Raw genomic sequence first — 14,418 nt, 5'->3', positions numbered from 1 at the left:
CCTTGCGGGTCTGGTGTGTGGGGGCTTCGGTGGTCTGGTGACGGATGGCGCGATCAGGCCGGGACGACCGCGCCGGGGGTCGCGACGGCGGGCGCGGTGACCGCGATGCGGTGCGTGCCGTGGCCGAGCTCGGTGGGGGCGGGAGCACCGTCGAGGGTCACGGCGGAACCGGCCGTCACCGGCAGGTCGAGCACCGCGCGCGATCCGAACGGCACCTCGAGGGTGGCCTCGAAGACGTCGCCGTCGACGCGCCAGTCGATCGCGAGGCGCCCCTGCGGGGTCTGGATCGACGCCGAGGCGTGCTCGAGCCCCACGGCCGGGCGCGGAGCCACGTGCACGGTGCGGTACCCGGGGTCGTCGGCATCCGGGGCGAGGCCCGCCACGGTGCGGTAGACCCAGTCGATCATCGCGCCGTACGCGTAGTGGTTGAACGAGAGCATGCCGGTCTCGTCCTCGGAGGCGTCCTCGGTGGGCAGGGCGTCCATCGCACCGGAGTGGATGCTGCCGTCGGGAAGGATGGCATCCCAGCGCTCCCACACCGTCGTCGCGCCGCGGTCCACCTGGTACAGCCACGACGGCGCGTCCCGGCGGAGCAGCATGAGGTATGCCTCGTCGAGGTGGCCCGACCGCGACAGCGCGAACAGCACGAGGGGCGTGCCGAGGAAGCCCGTCGCGATGCGGCCGTTCTCGCGGCGCACGTTCGCGGCGAGGGCATCGGCGATCTCCGCGCGTCGCTCGGCAGGAGCCAGGGCGAACTCGAGGGCGATCGCCGCGCCGCTCTGGGTGAGGATCGCCTCCTCACCCCAGCGCTCGAAGGTCGCGGCACCGACGCGGTCGGCGAGGGCCTCGTAGTCGGCGGCGCTGCCGGCGTCACCGAGGATGCGCTCGGCGCGGGCGAGCAGCCGTGCCGACCACGAGTAGAACGCGTTCGAGACGAAGTCGCTCGAGACCTTCGCCTCCCACGGCCGCTCGCCGGGGGCGTCGGGGTCGAGCCAGTCGCCGAACTGGAAGTCGCCGCCCGGCAGCACCACGCCGTCGCCGGCGCGGCGACGCAGGTGCTCCACCCAGCGCCGCATGCTGCTGCGCTGACGATCGAGCACCTCCGTGGAGCCGTACGACTCGTAGACGGAGAGCGGCACGATGGTGGCGGCATCCGCCCATCCGGCCCGGCCCATGTTCTCGGTCGGCACACCGCCCATCAGCATGTCCTGCGGCCGGATGATGTCGGGCACGACCGCCGGCACACCGCCGGAGTCGGTCTGGTCGATCTCGAGATCGCGCAGCCACGACATCCAGAACGACTCGGTGTCCATCAGGGTGTTCGCCGTCGCGGCGAACGCCTGGGCGTCGCCGGTCCAGCCGAGGCGCTCGTCGCGCTGCGGGCAGTCGGTCGGCACCGACACGAAGTTGTCGCGCTGGGACCAGAAGACGTTCGAGTGGAACCGGTCGAGCGCCTCGTGCGACGACGAGAACGTGCTGCGCGGCGCGAGGTCGCTCGAGATCGCGACCGCCGTCGCCGAGACGACCTCGGCGCCCTCGACATCGGCGTAGCGGAAGCCGTGGAACGTGAAGGCGGGCTCGAGCGTGTGCTCGCCGTCGCGGTCGAGCGTGTAGACGTCGGTGGCCTTGGCCGACCGCAGCGCCTTGACATGCAGGTCGCCCGACGGTTCGAGCACCTCGGCGTGGCGCACCGTGACGACATCGCCCGCGCGGCCGCGCACGACAAGGCGCACCCAGCCCGAGAGGTTCTGGCCGCCGTCCAGCCGCGTGCGCCCGGCGTGCGAGGTCGGCGTCATCGGCAGCTCGGCCACGACCCGCACCGGCGGCGCGGAGCGCGGCTCGAAGCGCGCGGCGTCGATGTCGACGACGGATGCCGCGACCCAGTCCTCCCCGGCGAATCCGAGCTCATGCACCGCGGGGTCGTCCAGACGCAGATCGGTCACCGTGCCGTCGTAGATGCTGGCGCTGCGGAGCGGTCCGAACCCGGTCCGCCACGAGGCATCGGTCTTCGCCACGACCTCGCCGTCGGCCTCGATCTGCGCGAGCGCGCCGGTGCGGTCGCCGTAGATCGCCTGTCGCCGGGCGAAGCCGAAGCTGCCGCGGTACCACCCGTCGGCGACGGCGAGGACGATGACGTTCGCGCCCTCGCGGAGGAGCGCCGTGACATCGAGGGTGTCGATGACGATGCGCTCCTGGTACGACGTCCAGCCCGGGGTCAGCAGGGCGTCGGTCGCGCGGACGCCGTTGATCCATGCGTCGACGAGCCCGAGGGCGGTCAGGCGCAGCCGGGCCGCGCGGGGCACGCGATCGAGCGAGAACTCGGTGCGCAGGAGCGGGACCGGCCCGTCGGCAGCAGTGTCGGCGCCGATGACGGATGCCTCGAGCCCGGGGCCGTCGACGCCGGCTTCGACGACGAGCGGCTCGCTCCAGTCGCTCCACCCGGTCGACGTCGCGACCCGCACCGCGAAGGCGCGCCGCTCGCGGGGGGCGAGCTCGACCGGGACCACGATGCCGACCGTTCGGGAGTCGGCGACCGGCTCCGCTGGAGTGGGCTCGGCGCCTTCGGCCCCCTCGGCCAGCTGGTAGCCGACGAGGCGGGCATCGGGATCGTCGCTCTCGGCGCGCCAGCTCAGACGCAGCCCGGTACGCGGGACGCCGAGCAGTCCGCGGCCGTGCTGGCAGCGCAGCCCCACGACCCGAACGGCGGTGTCGACTGCGGTGGGAGAGGGAAGAGCCGTCATGGCTGTGTCCTTTCGGGGGTCGGCCGCGTCGCCGACCCGCTCGACAATCGTGAAACGATTCATGGTTCTTGTCAATCGAAGTGTAGACCGTTACACGATCGTGACGGATCAGTTCGGATCCCACTGTTGACCCCGCCCGCGAACGGACGTACCTTACGAGGGTTGAATGGTTTCAATGCCACCCGGGCAGCGACTCTCTCAACGCAGCACCAGGGAATCCGGCAGCGTGGGCGGACCATCCGCTCGGCTTTACAAGGAGGTAAAGATGAAGAGCTCTTCCACCCGGAGAGTGCTCCTCGCGAGTGCAGGCATCGTGGCACTCGCCGTGCCGCTGGCCGCGTGCAGCGGCGGCGGCGGTTCCAACGACGGCAAGGTGGAGATCAGCTATCTCACCCAGAGCGACGACGCCAACACCAACCAGGCGAAGGCGCTCATCGCGGCCTTCGAGAAGGCCAACCCCGACATCACCGTCAAGCTCGAGACGCAGCCCGGCGGGACCGAGGGCGACAACCTCATGAAGACGAAGCTGTCGACGGACTCGATGAACGACGTCTTCCACTACAACTCGGGCTCGCTGCTGCAGGCACTGAACCCCGACCAGACGCTCGTGAACCTCAGCGACCAGGACTGGGTCGACGGGCTCACCGACGACTTCAAGGCCGTCGTCTCGACCGACAACGGCCTGTACGGCGCCCCCTGGGGCACGTCGTTCGCCGGCGCGGTGCTCTACAACAAGAAGGTCTACGAGCAGCTCGGCCTCGAGGTGCCCACGACATGGGACGAGTTCATCGCCAACAGCGAGAAGATCAAGGCCGAGGGCGGCGGCGTCGCCCCGATCCTGCAGTCGTTCGGTGACACCTGGACCAGCCAGCTGTTCGTGCTCGGAGATTTCGCGAACGTGTCGGCGGTCAACCCCGACTGGGCCGAGGAGTACACCGCCAACGACCCGAAGGCGAAGTACGTCGAGGAGCCGGCGCTGGCTGGTTTCACGCACGGCCAGGAGGTGTTCGACAAGGGCCTGCTGAACGAGGACTTCGCCTCGATGACCAACGCCCAGGCGATGGGCGCGCTGGCGACCGGCGCCGGCGCGCAGTACCCGATGCTCTCGGCGACGATCTCGGCGGTGCAGCAGGACTACCCCGAGAACGTCAACGACATCGGCGTGTTCGCCCTGCCGGCGGCCGACGCGGCCGACACCTCGATCACCATGTGGCAGCCGAACGCGATCTACATCGCCAAGACGACCGAGGGCGACAAGCTCGACGCCGCCAAGAAGTTCGTCGCGTTCGCCAACTCCGACGAGGGCTGCCAGGTGCAGAACGAAGGCGGCTCGATCGCAGGGCCGTACGTCACCAGCGCGTGCACCCTGCCCAGCGACGTGCCTGACCTGGTGAACGACATCCAGGCCTACTTCGACTCCGGCAAGACCGGCTCGGCGCTCGAGTTCCTGTCGCCCATCAAGGGACCGAACCTCGAGAACATCACGGTCGCCGTCGGATCCGGCATCACCGGTGCCGAGGACGGCGCGGCGCAGTACGACGAGGACGTGAAGAAGCAGGCGCAGCAGCTCGGGCTCGAGGGCTGGTGACCCGACCCGGGATCCACTGAGATCAGGTAGCACAGGGGCCGGCGGCGGCACGCCGCCGGCCCCTCTTCACACCGGACCTTCACAAAGGAGTGATCAATGACGACCGCAGTAGCGCCGACCGGAGCGGCCCCGCCGGCCACCCGGCCGGGCAAGACAGATCCGAAGCGCAAGGGCATCCGCAGCCCCTACCCCAGCTGGTTCTACATCCCGGCGGCCGTGCTGTTCATCGTGTTCTTCGCGGTGCCCACGTTCGCCTCGTTCTACTTCTCGCTGACGCGCTGGACGCTCTTCGACGTCCAGTTCATCGGCTTCGACAACTTCGTGCAGTTCTTCCAGGAGCCCCAGCTGGTGCAGGGCTTCATCAACACCTTCATCTACGGCTTCGTCACCTCGGCAGCGAAGGTCGTCCTCGGCCTGGCGCTCGCCCTGCTGCTGACGGGCCCGACCCTGGGCCGCGGCTACCTGCGCGCCGTCGTCTTCTTCCCGGTGCTGGTCTCGACGATCGGCGTCGGCCTCACCTTCAAGGCACTGCTCGACCCGTTCCACGGCGTCGTGAACAACGTGCTCGGCTTCTTCAACCTGCCCGAACCCGGCTGGTACACCGACCCGAACCTGGCGCTGCTGACCGTCGCCGGGGTGGACATCTGGAAGGGCGTCGGGATCGCGACGCTGATCTTCATGGCCGGCATCGTCGCCATCCCGCACGAGTACTTCGAGGCTGCCCGCATGGACGGCGCCGGCGCGTGGTCGGTGTTCCGCAACATCACCCTGCCGCTGGTCCGCCCCGCCACCGCGACCGTCATCATCCTGTCGCTCATCGGCGGTCTCCGAGAGTTCGCCATGATCTGGGCGATGACCAAGGGCGGCCCCGGGTTCTCCAGCGACGTGATCGCGTCCGTCATCTACAAGCAGTACCAGGCCGGCTTCTTCGGCCTGTCCACCGCCGGCAACGTCATCCTCTTCCTCGTGGTCACCGCGATCATGGTGCCGGTGTCGTGGTTGCTGAACAGAAGGGAGGCGGAGCTGTGACCGTCACCGAGACCCTCACCACCGCCGACGCGCGCAAGCTCCGCGGCGGCCGCGCCCCGAAGGGCGATCGACGCCCGATGACGGTGCGTCGCTGGATGCGGAAGTACCTCGTCGGGATCATCGCGATCATCGTGTCGATCGTGGTCTTCCTCGTGCCCTTCATCTTCGTGTTCCTGCAGGCCTCGAAGAGCTCGCAGGAGGCGGGGCTGATCCAGTTCAGCTTGCCCACCGAGTGGCAGTTCTGGCCGAACTTCCTCGAGACCGTGCAGAAGAACGACTACCAGGTGCTGTGGGCGTTCCTCTGGACCACCGTCATCACGGTGTTCAGTTGCGCGATCATGGTCGTGTTCGCCGCGATGGTGGGCTACGTGCTGCAACGCAAACGCTCGCGGCTGAACCCGGTGATCAACTTCTTCGTGCTCGCTGCGCTCATCGTGCCGCCGGCCGTCGTCCCCACCATCTGGGTGCTCCAGGGTGTCGGGCTGTTCAAGACGATCCCCGGCATGGTCCTGATCGAAGCGACCTTCGGACTCGCGTTCTGCGTCCTGCTGTTCCGCGCGTTCGTCGCCACCATCCCCAAGGAGCTCGACGAGGCCGCCATCATCGACGGCGCAGGACCCATGCGACTGTTCTTCGGCGTCGTGCTCCCCCTGCTGAAGCCCGTGATCGTCACCGTCATCGTGGTGCAGGCGGTGTTCGTCTACGGCGACTTCCAGAACCCGCTGTACTTCCTGCCCGGCAACGACTACCCCACGGTCCAGCTCGGCCTGTACAACTTCCAGAGCCAGACCGTCAGCCAGTTCAACCTGCTGTTCATGTACATCCTGCTGACGACCATCCCGCCGCTCATCATGTACATCTTCTTCAACCGGCAGATCGTCGCGGGCATGACCAGCGGAGCGATCAAGGGGTGATGGACGGTGGCTTCACCAGAACTCCGCGGGCACGGTGCCCCGGAGCCAGGCGAGTTCGTTGTCGCGGATGAACGTCGACAGCGCCTCGTCCGGGGTGAGGCCACCGCCGACCCAATCGTCGAGGATGCGGATGAGCTCGGCGCCGGACTCGGCGTCCGGGTCGTCCACGACCCGACTCCACACCTCGACGAACCCCGCAGGCGTGGGAACGGATCGCACCAGCCTCGAGACGTACTTTGGGCCGGGAAGCATCACCCGGTCCGCCGCGAGTGCCGCGCGCGCGGCAGCCAGCGCCAGGTGGAGTCCGGCGTGGCGGCGGAGGAATCCGTCGCCGCGCTCGACCGCCTGGCGCAGGAAGTAGCCGCCGTACAGGTGGGCCTGCGCGACGAACGAGCGAACGCGTGCGTCCCACACCTCGTCCGGAAGCTCGACGATGCGGGCGATCGTCTCGTCGAGCCCCGGGAGCACGGTCCAGGCCAGCCGGGCGCCGAGGAAGGATGCCCGCGTCGGGTCGTCGGCCTCGTCGACGGCGGTGGCGAGATACGACGGGCTCACGAGCTTGATGTCGATATACGAGCCGGGGTAGTCCAGATCCTGACGCTCGATCCAGGCGTAGCGACCCTGCGCCGTCTCGGCGGCGAAGCGGTCGTCGTCGACGACGAGGTACACATCGACGTCGGAGCCCTCGCGCTCCCGGCCCTGCGCGACCGATCCCACCAGCACCACGCCCAGCACCCCGGGCTGTTCGCGCACGGAGTCCACGTACGCGGTCAGTGCCCGCTCCTGATGCTCCACTCGTGCTCCCTCGCCTCGAATCCGCTCCCACGCTATCGACACCGCGGTGCGCAGCGCGTACGATTCCGAGGAAAACGCTCTCCCGCTTGCGGACAGCACCCGGAGCGTCTATCGTTGAAACGATTCATCGACGGCGGCTCTCCGCCGCAACCCCCGCCCATCCGAGGAGCGAGCCACCCATGACGAGCGCGACCGCGACGAAGCGCGTCTGCTTCCAACTGACGGTGCGACCCGAACTGCTGGACGAGTACATCGCCCGCCACACCCCGGTGTGGCCAGAGATGCTCGCCGAGATCGCCGCCTCGGGTCGCCGCAACTATTCGCTCTTCCTCGGCGAGGGCGGACGCCTGATCGGCTACTACGAGACCGACGACGACGAGGCCGCACAGGCCTACCTCGCGGGCTCCGACGTCGCCGCGCGCTGGGAGGCCGAGATGGGCCGCTTCTTCGTCGGCCTCGAGGGTCGGCCCGACCAGGCGGCCACCCCGCTGACCGAGATCTTCAACCTGCACGACCAACTCGCCGCCGCCCGGGGCACGGCGACCGACACCACCGAAGAAGGCACCGCATCATGACGACGCTGTCACCCGACATCCAGTCCGCGCTCGAAGGCCAGGGCATCGAGCTGCCCAGCTGGGCGTTCGGCAACTCCGGCACGCGCTTCCGCGTGTTCACGACTCCCGGCACCCCGCGCGACCCGTACGAGAAGATCGCGGATGCCGCGCAGGTCAACGCCTACACGAAGCTCGCGCCGAGCGTGGCCCTGCACATCCCGTGGGACAAGGTCGACGACTACTCCGACCTTCGCCGTCATGCCGAAGACCTCGGCGTGAGCCTCGGCACCATCAACTCCAACACCTTCCAGGACGAGGACTACAAGTTCGGGGCGCTCACGCACCACGACGACCGCATCCGCAACAAGGCGATCGACCACCACCTCGAGTGCATCGACATCATGGATGCCACCGGCTCGCGCGACCTCAAGATCTGGCTCGCCGAGGGCTCGAACTACCCGGGGCAGGCCGACATCCGTGCCCGCCAGGACCGCCTGCAGGACTCGCTGCAGAAGATCTACGACCGGCTGTCGGACGAGCAGCGCCTCGTGCTCGAGTACAAGTTCTTCGAGCCGGCGTTCTACCACACCGACGTTCCGGACTGGGGCACCTCCTACGCCCAGGTCGCGAGCCTCGGCGACAAGGCGATGGTCTGCCTCGACACCGGCCACCACGCGCCCGGCACCAACATCGAGTTCATCGTGATGCAGCTGCTGCGCCTCGGAAAGCTCGGCTCGTTCGACTTCAACTCGCGCTTCTACGCCGACGACGACCTCATCGTGGGCGCGGCCGACCCGTTCCAGCTGTTCCGCATCATCTTCGAGGTGGTGCGCGGCGGGGGCCTCAACAACCCCGACGTGGCGTTCATGCTCGACCAGTGCCACAACGTCGAGGACAAGATCCCCGGGCAGATCCGCTCGGTGCTCAACGTCCAGGAGATGACCGCCCGGGCGCTCCTCGTCGACCGCGACGCCCTCGCCGCCGCGCAGCAGGCGAACGACGTGCTCGCCGCGAACGCCGTCTTCATGGACGCGTTCTACACCGACGTCCGGCCGGCGCTCGCCGAGTGGCGCGAGTCGCGCGGACTCGCGGCCGACCCGATGGCGGCGTACGCGGCATCCGGTTACCAGCAGCAGATCGCGGCCGACCGCGTCGGCGGCACGCAGGCCGGCTGGGGCGCGTAACCCGCCGACTGCGCCCACTGGGGCTTCGCCCCGGCCCCCCGGCCGCTGACGCGGACCAGACCCACCGGGGGCGTGGGATGCCGATCCCCGCGCCCCCGGTGCACCACCAGATCGGCAGCTCCGCAGTCAGAAACTGCGAAGCCGCACGATCGGAAGCCGCAGAAAGTGACTGCGGAACAACGATGTGAAGGACCGACATGAGCGAGCCCTACTCCGCCGGCGACGGACTGGTGCGCGTCTACCCCGCGCGAGAGCCGAACGGCACCGGTCTCGTCTGGGCGCACGGCGGCGGGTTCGCCGGCGGCGACCTCGACATGCCCGAGTCCGACTGGGTCGCGCGGCAGCTGTCGGCGCGGGGCACGACGGTCGTGTCGGTCGACTACCGCCTCGCACCGGCTCAGGAGCAGTGGGATGCCGCGGGTCGCGCGCGCAGCGGCCACCACTACCCCGCGGCATCCGACGACATGCTCGCGGCGTGGTCGTGGACCGTCCAGCGCGCCGACCGCCTCCGGGTCGACCGGGGCCGCCTCGCGATCGGCGGCACGAGCGCCGGCGGCAACCTCGCCGCAGGCGCCGCGCTGCGACTGATCGAGCGACGCGCGCCGCTTCCCGCGCTCGTGCTGCTCGCCTACCCGACGCTGCTCGCCGTGCAGCCCGCACCGGGTGCCGCGCTGCGTGCCGCGCTCGACGCCCAGCCCGAGGCCGATCGCTTCGGCCCCGCTGCGGTGCTCGGGATGTACGAGAACTATCTCGGCGGCCCGGTCGACCGTGCGCCCCTCGGCGCGATCCCCGGACTCGCCCGACCCGTCGACCTGGTGCAGTTCCCACCCACCTTCATGGTCAACGGCGACGTCGACGAGCTCCGGGTCTCGGGTGAGGCGTTCGCCGCGTCGCTGCGCGCCGCCGGGCGCCCGGTGGAGGTCGTGACCGAGCCGGGCACCGACCACGGCCATCTGAACCGTCCGCACGAGCCCGCGGCATCCGTCACCATCGCGCGTCTTGCCGCCCGCCTCGCCGCCCTCCCGCTCCACACGCCCGCTCCCGCCCCGCCCACCTCCCGCACTCTCCCCGCGACTCGCCACGACACGCCGGTGGCCTGACCTGCCGCTCGGCGTGTCTCGGCGACTCGAAGACACAGACCACACACGAAGGAACGCATCATGACCAACCCGGCCGTCACGGACCTGATCACGCGGTCGAACCGCCTCGGCGCCGACCCGAAGAACACGAACTACGCCGGCGGAAACACGTCCGCCAAGGGCACCGAGACCGATCCGGTCACCGGTGAGCCCGTCGAGCTGCTGTGGGTCAAGGGCTCGGGCGGCGACCTCGGAACGCTGAAGGAGTCCGGCCTCGCAGTGCTGCGCCTGGACCGCTTCCGCTCGCTCGTGAACGTCTACCCGGGTGTAGACCGCGAGGACGAGATGGTCGCCGCGTTCGACTACTGCCTGCACGGCAAGGGCGGCGCCGCCCCCTCGATCGACACCGCGATGCACGGCCTCGTCGACGCGAACCACGTTGACCACCTGCACCCCGACTCGGGCATCGCGATCGCGACCGCCGCGGACGGCGAGGAGCTGACCGCGAAGATCTTCGGCGACAAGGTCGTGTGGGTGCCGTGGCGTCGCCCGGGCTTCCAGCTGGGCCTCGATATCGCCGCGATCAAGGACAGGAACCCGCAGGCGATCGGCACGATCCTGGGCGGCCACGGCATCACCGCGTGGGGAGACACGTCGGAGGAGGCCGAGCAGAACTCGCTCTGGATCATCGAGACCGCCGCCGCCTACATCGCCGAACACGGCGAGGCCGAACCCTTCGGCGGCGTCCGCGCCGGCTTCGAGGCGCTGCCGGAGGTCGAGCGCCGGGCGAAGGCCGCCGCGCTCGCCGCGACGATCCGCGGGCTCGCGTCGACCGACAAGCCGATGGTCGGGCACTTCACCGACGCCGCGGTCGTCACCGACTTCCTCGCGTCCGAGCGCGCCCCCGAGCTCGCCGCGCTGGGCACCAGCTGCCCCGACCACTTCCTGCGCACCAAGGTCAAGCCGCTCATCCTCGATCTGCCGGCCGACGCCTCGATCGAGGAGAGCATCGCGCGCCTCCACGAGCTGCACGAGGCCTACCGCGCCGACTACCAGGCCTACTACGACGCGCACGCCACGGCCGACAGCCCGGCGATCCGCGGCGCCGACCCGCTCATCGTCCTCATCCCGGGTGTCGGCATGTTCTCGTACGGCGCGAACAAGCAGACCGCCCGCGTCGCCGGTGAGTTCTACATCAACGCGATCAACGTGATGCGCGGCGCCGAGTCGCTCTCGACCTACACCCCGATCTCCGACGCCGAGAAGTTCCGCATCGAATACTGGGCGCTCGAAGAGGCGAAGCTCCAGCGCATGCCGAAGCCCAAGACCCACCAGGGCCGTATCGCACTCGTCACGGGCGCGGCATCCGGAATCGGCAAGGCCATCGCGACCCGCCTCGCCGCCGAGGGCGCGTGCGTCGTCGTCGCCGACCTCGATCTCGAGAAGGCGCAGGCCGCCGCGGCAGAGCTCGGGAACACGGATGTCGCCATCGGCGTCGCCGCGAACGTCGCCGACGCCGACGCGATCCAGGCCGCCTTCGACGCGGCCGTGCTCGCGTTCGGCGGCGTCGACCTCGTCGTCAACAACGCCGGCCTGTCGCTGTCGAAGCCGCTGCTGGAGACCACCGAGAAGGACTGGGACCTGCAGCACGACGTCATGGCGAAGGGCTCGTTCCTCGTCTCGAAGGCCGCCGCGAAGATCCTCATCGAGCAGAAGCTCGGCGGCGACGTCATCTACATCTCGTCGAAGAACTCCGTCTTCGCCGGCCCGAACAACATCGCGTACTCGGCGACCAAGGCCGACCAGGCCCACCAGGTGCGCCTGCTCGCGGTCGAGCTCGGCGAGCACGGCGTGCGCGTCAACGGCATCAACCCCGACGGCGTCGTGCGCGGCTCGGGCATCTTCGCCGCCGGCTGGGGCGCCAACCGCGCCGCGACCTACGGCGTCAAGGAAGAGGACCTCGGCCAGTTCTACGCGAACCGCACCATCCTCAAGCGCGAGGTCGTGCCCGAGAACGTCGCCGACGCGGTGTACGTCCTCACCGGCCCGGAGCTCAGCCGCACCACCGGCCTGCACATCCCCGTCGACTCCGGCGTCGCCGCCGCGTTCCTGCGATGACAGAGGCCACCGGCGGGGTCGTCGCGGCCGTCGACCTCGGCGCGACCAGCGGTCGCGTGATGCTCGGCTACGTGGACGACGGGATGCTGCGCCTCGAGCAGGTGTCGCGATTCCCCAACGGTCCTGTGCCCGGGGCCGACGGCGAGCTGCACTGGGACTTCACGACGTTGTACCGGCACATCGTGGAGGGCCTCACCGAGGCGCTTCGTCGAGAGCCAGGCATCGCGAGCATCGGCATCGACTCGTGGGCCGTCGACTACGGTCTGGTGAACGGGCAGGAGCTGCTCGGCGAGCCGTTCCACTACCGCGACGAGCGCACCGCGCGGGGCGTCGAGCTGGTGCACGCGCGCGTGCCGTTCGGCGAGCTCTACCGCCGCAACGGGCTGCAGTTCCTGCCGTTCAACACGCTCTATCAGTACGCGGTCGAGCCGGGGCTGCGAGACGCGAGCTCTGCGCTGCTCGTTCCCGACCTCGTCGCGTTCCTGCTGACCGGTGCGCGTGTCGCCGAGCGCACGAATGCGTCGACGACCGGCCTTGTCGACGTCCGCACGGGCGAGTGGGACCTCGAACTCGCGGCGCGGCTCGGGATCGAGACATCCGTCCTCCCTCCCCTGGTCGATCCCGGCGTGGTGCTGGGCACCCTGCACGGAGAGGCGCGCGAGCGCGTGGGCGCGCCGCTCGAGGTGGTCGCGGTCGGCTCCCACGACACGGCGTCGGCCGTCGTCGCTGTGCCGCTCAGCACCCCCGACGCGGCGTACATCTCGTGCGGCACGTGGGGTCTCGTCGGCGTCGAGCTCGACGGACCCGTCGTCAGCGACGCGGCCCGCGAGGCGAACTTCACGAACGAGGGTGGTGTGGACGGGCGCGTGCGCTTCCTCCACAACGTGACGGGCCTCTGGCTGCTGAGCGAGGCGGTGCGCACGTGGGAGGCCGAGGACGGCGCGGCGATCGATCTTCCGGCTCTGCTGGATGCTGCGGCATCCGTCTCCGGCGACGTCCCCCTGTTCGACGCCAACGACCCGCGCCTGTCCGCTCCGGGCGACATGCCCGCCCGCATCGCGGCGGTGCTCGGCGAGGCCGGCGCACCCGCACCCGCGACGCGCGAGGCGTTCGCCCGGACGATCGTCGAGAGCATCGCGCAGGCCTTCGCCGACGCGGTCGCGACCGCCGGCAGGCTCACCGACCGCGACATCGACGTGATCCACATCGTCGGCGGCGGCGCCCTCAACAGGCTGCTGTGCCAGGCGACGGCCGACCGGTCGGGCCTTCCTGTGCTCGCAGGACCGGTCGAGGCGACGGCCCTCGGCAATGTGCTCGTCCAGGCGCGCGCGCACGGCTGGTTCGGCCCCGACGCGACCCTCGAGGACCTGCGGCGCGTGGTCGCGGCATCCGTGTCTCCCGACCGGTACGAGCCGCGCCCGTGACCGGCTACGCAGCAGCGTTCGACTGGGCGCGACGGCACGTGGAGGCGGAACGCCTGCCCAGCGCGGTGTTGGGCATCGCGACCGCCGACGGAGTCGTCGCGCTCGACGCGTTCGGCGCGACGGACGGACGGGCTGCACAGGTCGAGGATCCGTACTGGCTGTTCTCGGTCACCAAGGTGCTCACCGGCCTCACCGCGGCACGCGCGATCGAGCGCGGTCTGCTCACGACCGAGACCCCCCTCAGTGCGGCGCTTGCCGAGTTCGGAGCGGGCCGCGACGACGTCGTGCGCCTGCGCCACCTCGCGAGCCACACCTCCGGCATCCGCGAACCCACGCTCGACCCCGCCGAGGGGCTGCGCGCCGCACTGCTCGCGCCGGGCCGCGACTTCGCCGCCGGCACGGCCTCGCGCTACTCGACGGTGGCGTTCGACGGCATCGCCGAGCTCGTGCGCCACACCACCGGACGCACGTGGGATGCCGACGTCACGGAGTGGGCTGCCGCGCTCGGCGCGACCGGGTTCACGCTGGACCCGGCCGTCGAGCCGCACACGGTCGTCGATGCAGAGCGTCTGGGCCTGGACATGCGGGGTTTCGCGAGCCACCGCAACCCCGGCGCGGGCATGATCGGCACGGCGGGCGATCTCCTCGCGCTCGGATCGGCGCTGCTGCGCATCGGGCAGGGCGAGGCCGGCAGCGTCGTGCAGCCGGCGACTCTGGCGATGATGTGCCGTCCTCTCACCCGAGACATCCCGCGTCTCGAGCCGTATCCCGCCGAGCGTGGCCAGGACTGGGGCTTCACCTTCAACCTCCGCACGCGCGCTCCGGGACTCATCGACCGAGACGTCTACGGCCACGCGGGCTGGGCGGGCACGGAGTTCTGGGTGCACCCGGCGGCGGGCGTCGCCTGGGTGCTGCTGACGAACCAGGCCGAGCGGCCGGGCGTCGACGCCGACGAGCTCGACAACGCGGTCGTCGCCGCGCGCTGAACCCCC

Annotated in this window: 11 protein-coding genes; 9 read left to right on the top strand and 2 right to left on the bottom strand. The window is 70.1% G+C overall.

Annotation, left to right across the window (positions count from 1 at the left end):
- Positions 1 to 53 precede the first annotated feature (53 nt).
- Entirely contained in the window at positions 54 to 2,741 is a 2,688-nt protein-coding gene (locus RS82_RS12070; protein WP_045300046.1) for an alpha-L-rhamnosidase, read from the bottom strand.
- A 265-nt stretch (positions 2,742 to 3,006) separates the two neighbouring features.
- Between RS82_RS12070 and RS82_RS12065 the strand changes: the two genes are divergently transcribed.
- The 3 genes from RS82_RS12065 to RS82_RS12055 all read left to right on the top strand — a co-directional run bounded on the left by RS82_RS12065 (position 3,007) and on the right by RS82_RS12055 (position 6,272).
- On the top strand, positions 3,007 to 4,329 hold the full coding sequence (locus RS82_RS12065) for an ABC transporter substrate-binding protein (protein WP_052676818.1): 1,323 nt from the start codon (positions 3,007 to 3,009) through the stop codon (positions 4,327 to 4,329).
- Between the two features lie 96 nt (positions 4,330 to 4,425).
- Positions 4,426 to 5,358: a carbohydrate ABC transporter permease gene (locus RS82_RS12060; protein WP_045299755.1), complete on the top strand. Its 933-nt coding sequence runs from the start codon at positions 4,426 to 4,428 to the stop codon at positions 5,356 to 5,358.
- Positions 5,355 to 6,272 carry a carbohydrate ABC transporter permease gene (locus tag RS82_RS12055; RefSeq protein ID WP_396653142.1) on the top strand — a complete coding sequence of 306 codons (918 nt, stop codon included), beginning with the start codon at positions 5,355 to 5,357 and terminating at the stop codon, positions 6,270 to 6,272. The genes RS82_RS12060 and RS82_RS12055 overlap by 4 nt, the downstream gene beginning before the upstream one ends.
- Positions 6,273 to 6,284: 12 nt before the next feature.
- Here the strand turns inward: RS82_RS12055 and RS82_RS12050 are convergent, their stop codons facing one another.
- Positions 6,285 to 7,067: a nucleotidyltransferase domain-containing protein gene (locus RS82_RS12050; protein WP_045299754.1), complete on the bottom strand. Its 783-nt coding sequence runs from the start codon at positions 7,065 to 7,067 to the stop codon at positions 6,285 to 6,287.
- Positions 7,068 to 7,246: 179 nt separating this feature from the next.
- Here RS82_RS12050 and RS82_RS12045 point away from each other — a divergent pair, with 179 nt between their 5' ends.
- The 6 genes from RS82_RS12045 (at position 7,247) to RS82_RS12020 (ending at position 14,412) form a co-directional block, all read left to right on the top strand.
- On the top strand, positions 7,247 to 7,642 hold the full coding sequence (locus tag RS82_RS12045) for an L-rhamnose mutarotase (RefSeq protein ID WP_045299752.1): 396 nt from the start codon (positions 7,247 to 7,249) through the stop codon (positions 7,640 to 7,642).
- Entirely contained in the window at positions 7,639 to 8,805 is a 1,167-nt protein-coding gene (gene rhaI / locus RS82_RS12040) for an L-rhamnose isomerase (RefSeq protein ID WP_045299750.1), read from the top strand. The genes RS82_RS12045 and rhaI overlap by 4 nt, the downstream gene beginning before the upstream one ends.
- Before the next feature lie 197 nt (positions 8,806 to 9,002).
- On the top strand, positions 9,003 to 9,905 hold the full coding sequence (locus RS82_RS12035; RefSeq protein ID WP_045299748.1) for an alpha/beta hydrolase fold domain-containing protein: 903 nt from the start codon (positions 9,003 to 9,005) through the stop codon (positions 9,903 to 9,905).
- Between the two features lie 60 nt (positions 9,906 to 9,965).
- Positions 9,966 to 12,002, top strand: a complete 2,037-nt coding sequence (locus RS82_RS12030) for a bifunctional rhamnulose-1-phosphate aldolase/short-chain dehydrogenase (protein ID WP_045299746.1) — start codon at positions 9,966 to 9,968, stop codon at positions 12,000 to 12,002.
- Positions 11,999 to 13,426, top strand: coding sequence for a rhamnulokinase (locus RS82_RS12025; protein ID WP_045299744.1), 1,428 nt, complete (start codon positions 11,999 to 12,001; stop codon positions 13,424 to 13,426). Before RS82_RS12030 ends, RS82_RS12025 begins: the two co-directional genes overlap by 4 nt.
- The gene (locus tag RS82_RS12020; protein ID WP_045299742.1) at positions 13,423 to 14,412 is read left to right on the top strand and encodes a serine hydrolase domain-containing protein; all 990 of its coding nucleotides are present in this window, start codon (positions 13,423 to 13,425) and stop codon (positions 14,410 to 14,412) included. Before RS82_RS12025 ends, RS82_RS12020 begins: the two co-directional genes overlap by 4 nt.
- Positions 14,413 to 14,418: the final 6 nt, after the last annotated feature.

Source organism: Microbacterium trichothecenolyticum (assembly GCF_000956465.1).
Lineage (GTDB): Bacteria > Actinomycetota > Actinomycetes > Actinomycetales > Microbacteriaceae > Microbacterium > Microbacterium trichothecenolyticum.
This window is presented reverse-complemented; position numbering and strand designations above follow the sequence as displayed.

What these genes read in the sequence shown, in the direction of transcription:
- RS82_RS12070 (WP_045300046.1), bottom strand. Translation starts at nt 2,741, where the DNA reads ATGACGGCTCTTCCCTCTCCCACCGCAGTCGACACCGCCGTTCGGGTC.
- RS82_RS12065 (WP_052676818.1), top strand. Translation starts at nt 3,007, where the DNA reads ATGAAGAGCTCTTCCACCCGGAGAGTGCTCCTCGCGAGTGCAGGCATC.
- RS82_RS12060 (WP_045299755.1), top strand. Translation starts at nt 4,426, where the DNA reads ATGACGACCGCAGTAGCGCCGACCGGAGCGGCCCCGCCGGCCACCCGG.
- RS82_RS12045 (WP_045299752.1), top strand. Translation starts at nt 7,247, where the DNA reads ATGACGAGCGCGACCGCGACGAAGCGCGTCTGCTTCCAACTGACGGTG.
- rhaI (WP_045299750.1), top strand. Translation starts at nt 7,639, where the DNA reads ATGACGACGCTGTCACCCGACATCCAGTCCGCGCTCGAAGGCCAGGGC.
- RS82_RS12035 (WP_045299748.1), top strand. Translation starts at nt 9,003, where the DNA reads ATGAGCGAGCCCTACTCCGCCGGCGACGGACTGGTGCGCGTCTACCCC.
- RS82_RS12030 (WP_045299746.1), top strand. Translation starts at nt 9,966, where the DNA reads ATGACCAACCCGGCCGTCACGGACCTGATCACGCGGTCGAACCGCCTC.
- RS82_RS12025 (WP_045299744.1), top strand. Translation starts at nt 11,999, where the DNA reads ATGACAGAGGCCACCGGCGGGGTCGTCGCGGCCGTCGACCTCGGCGCG.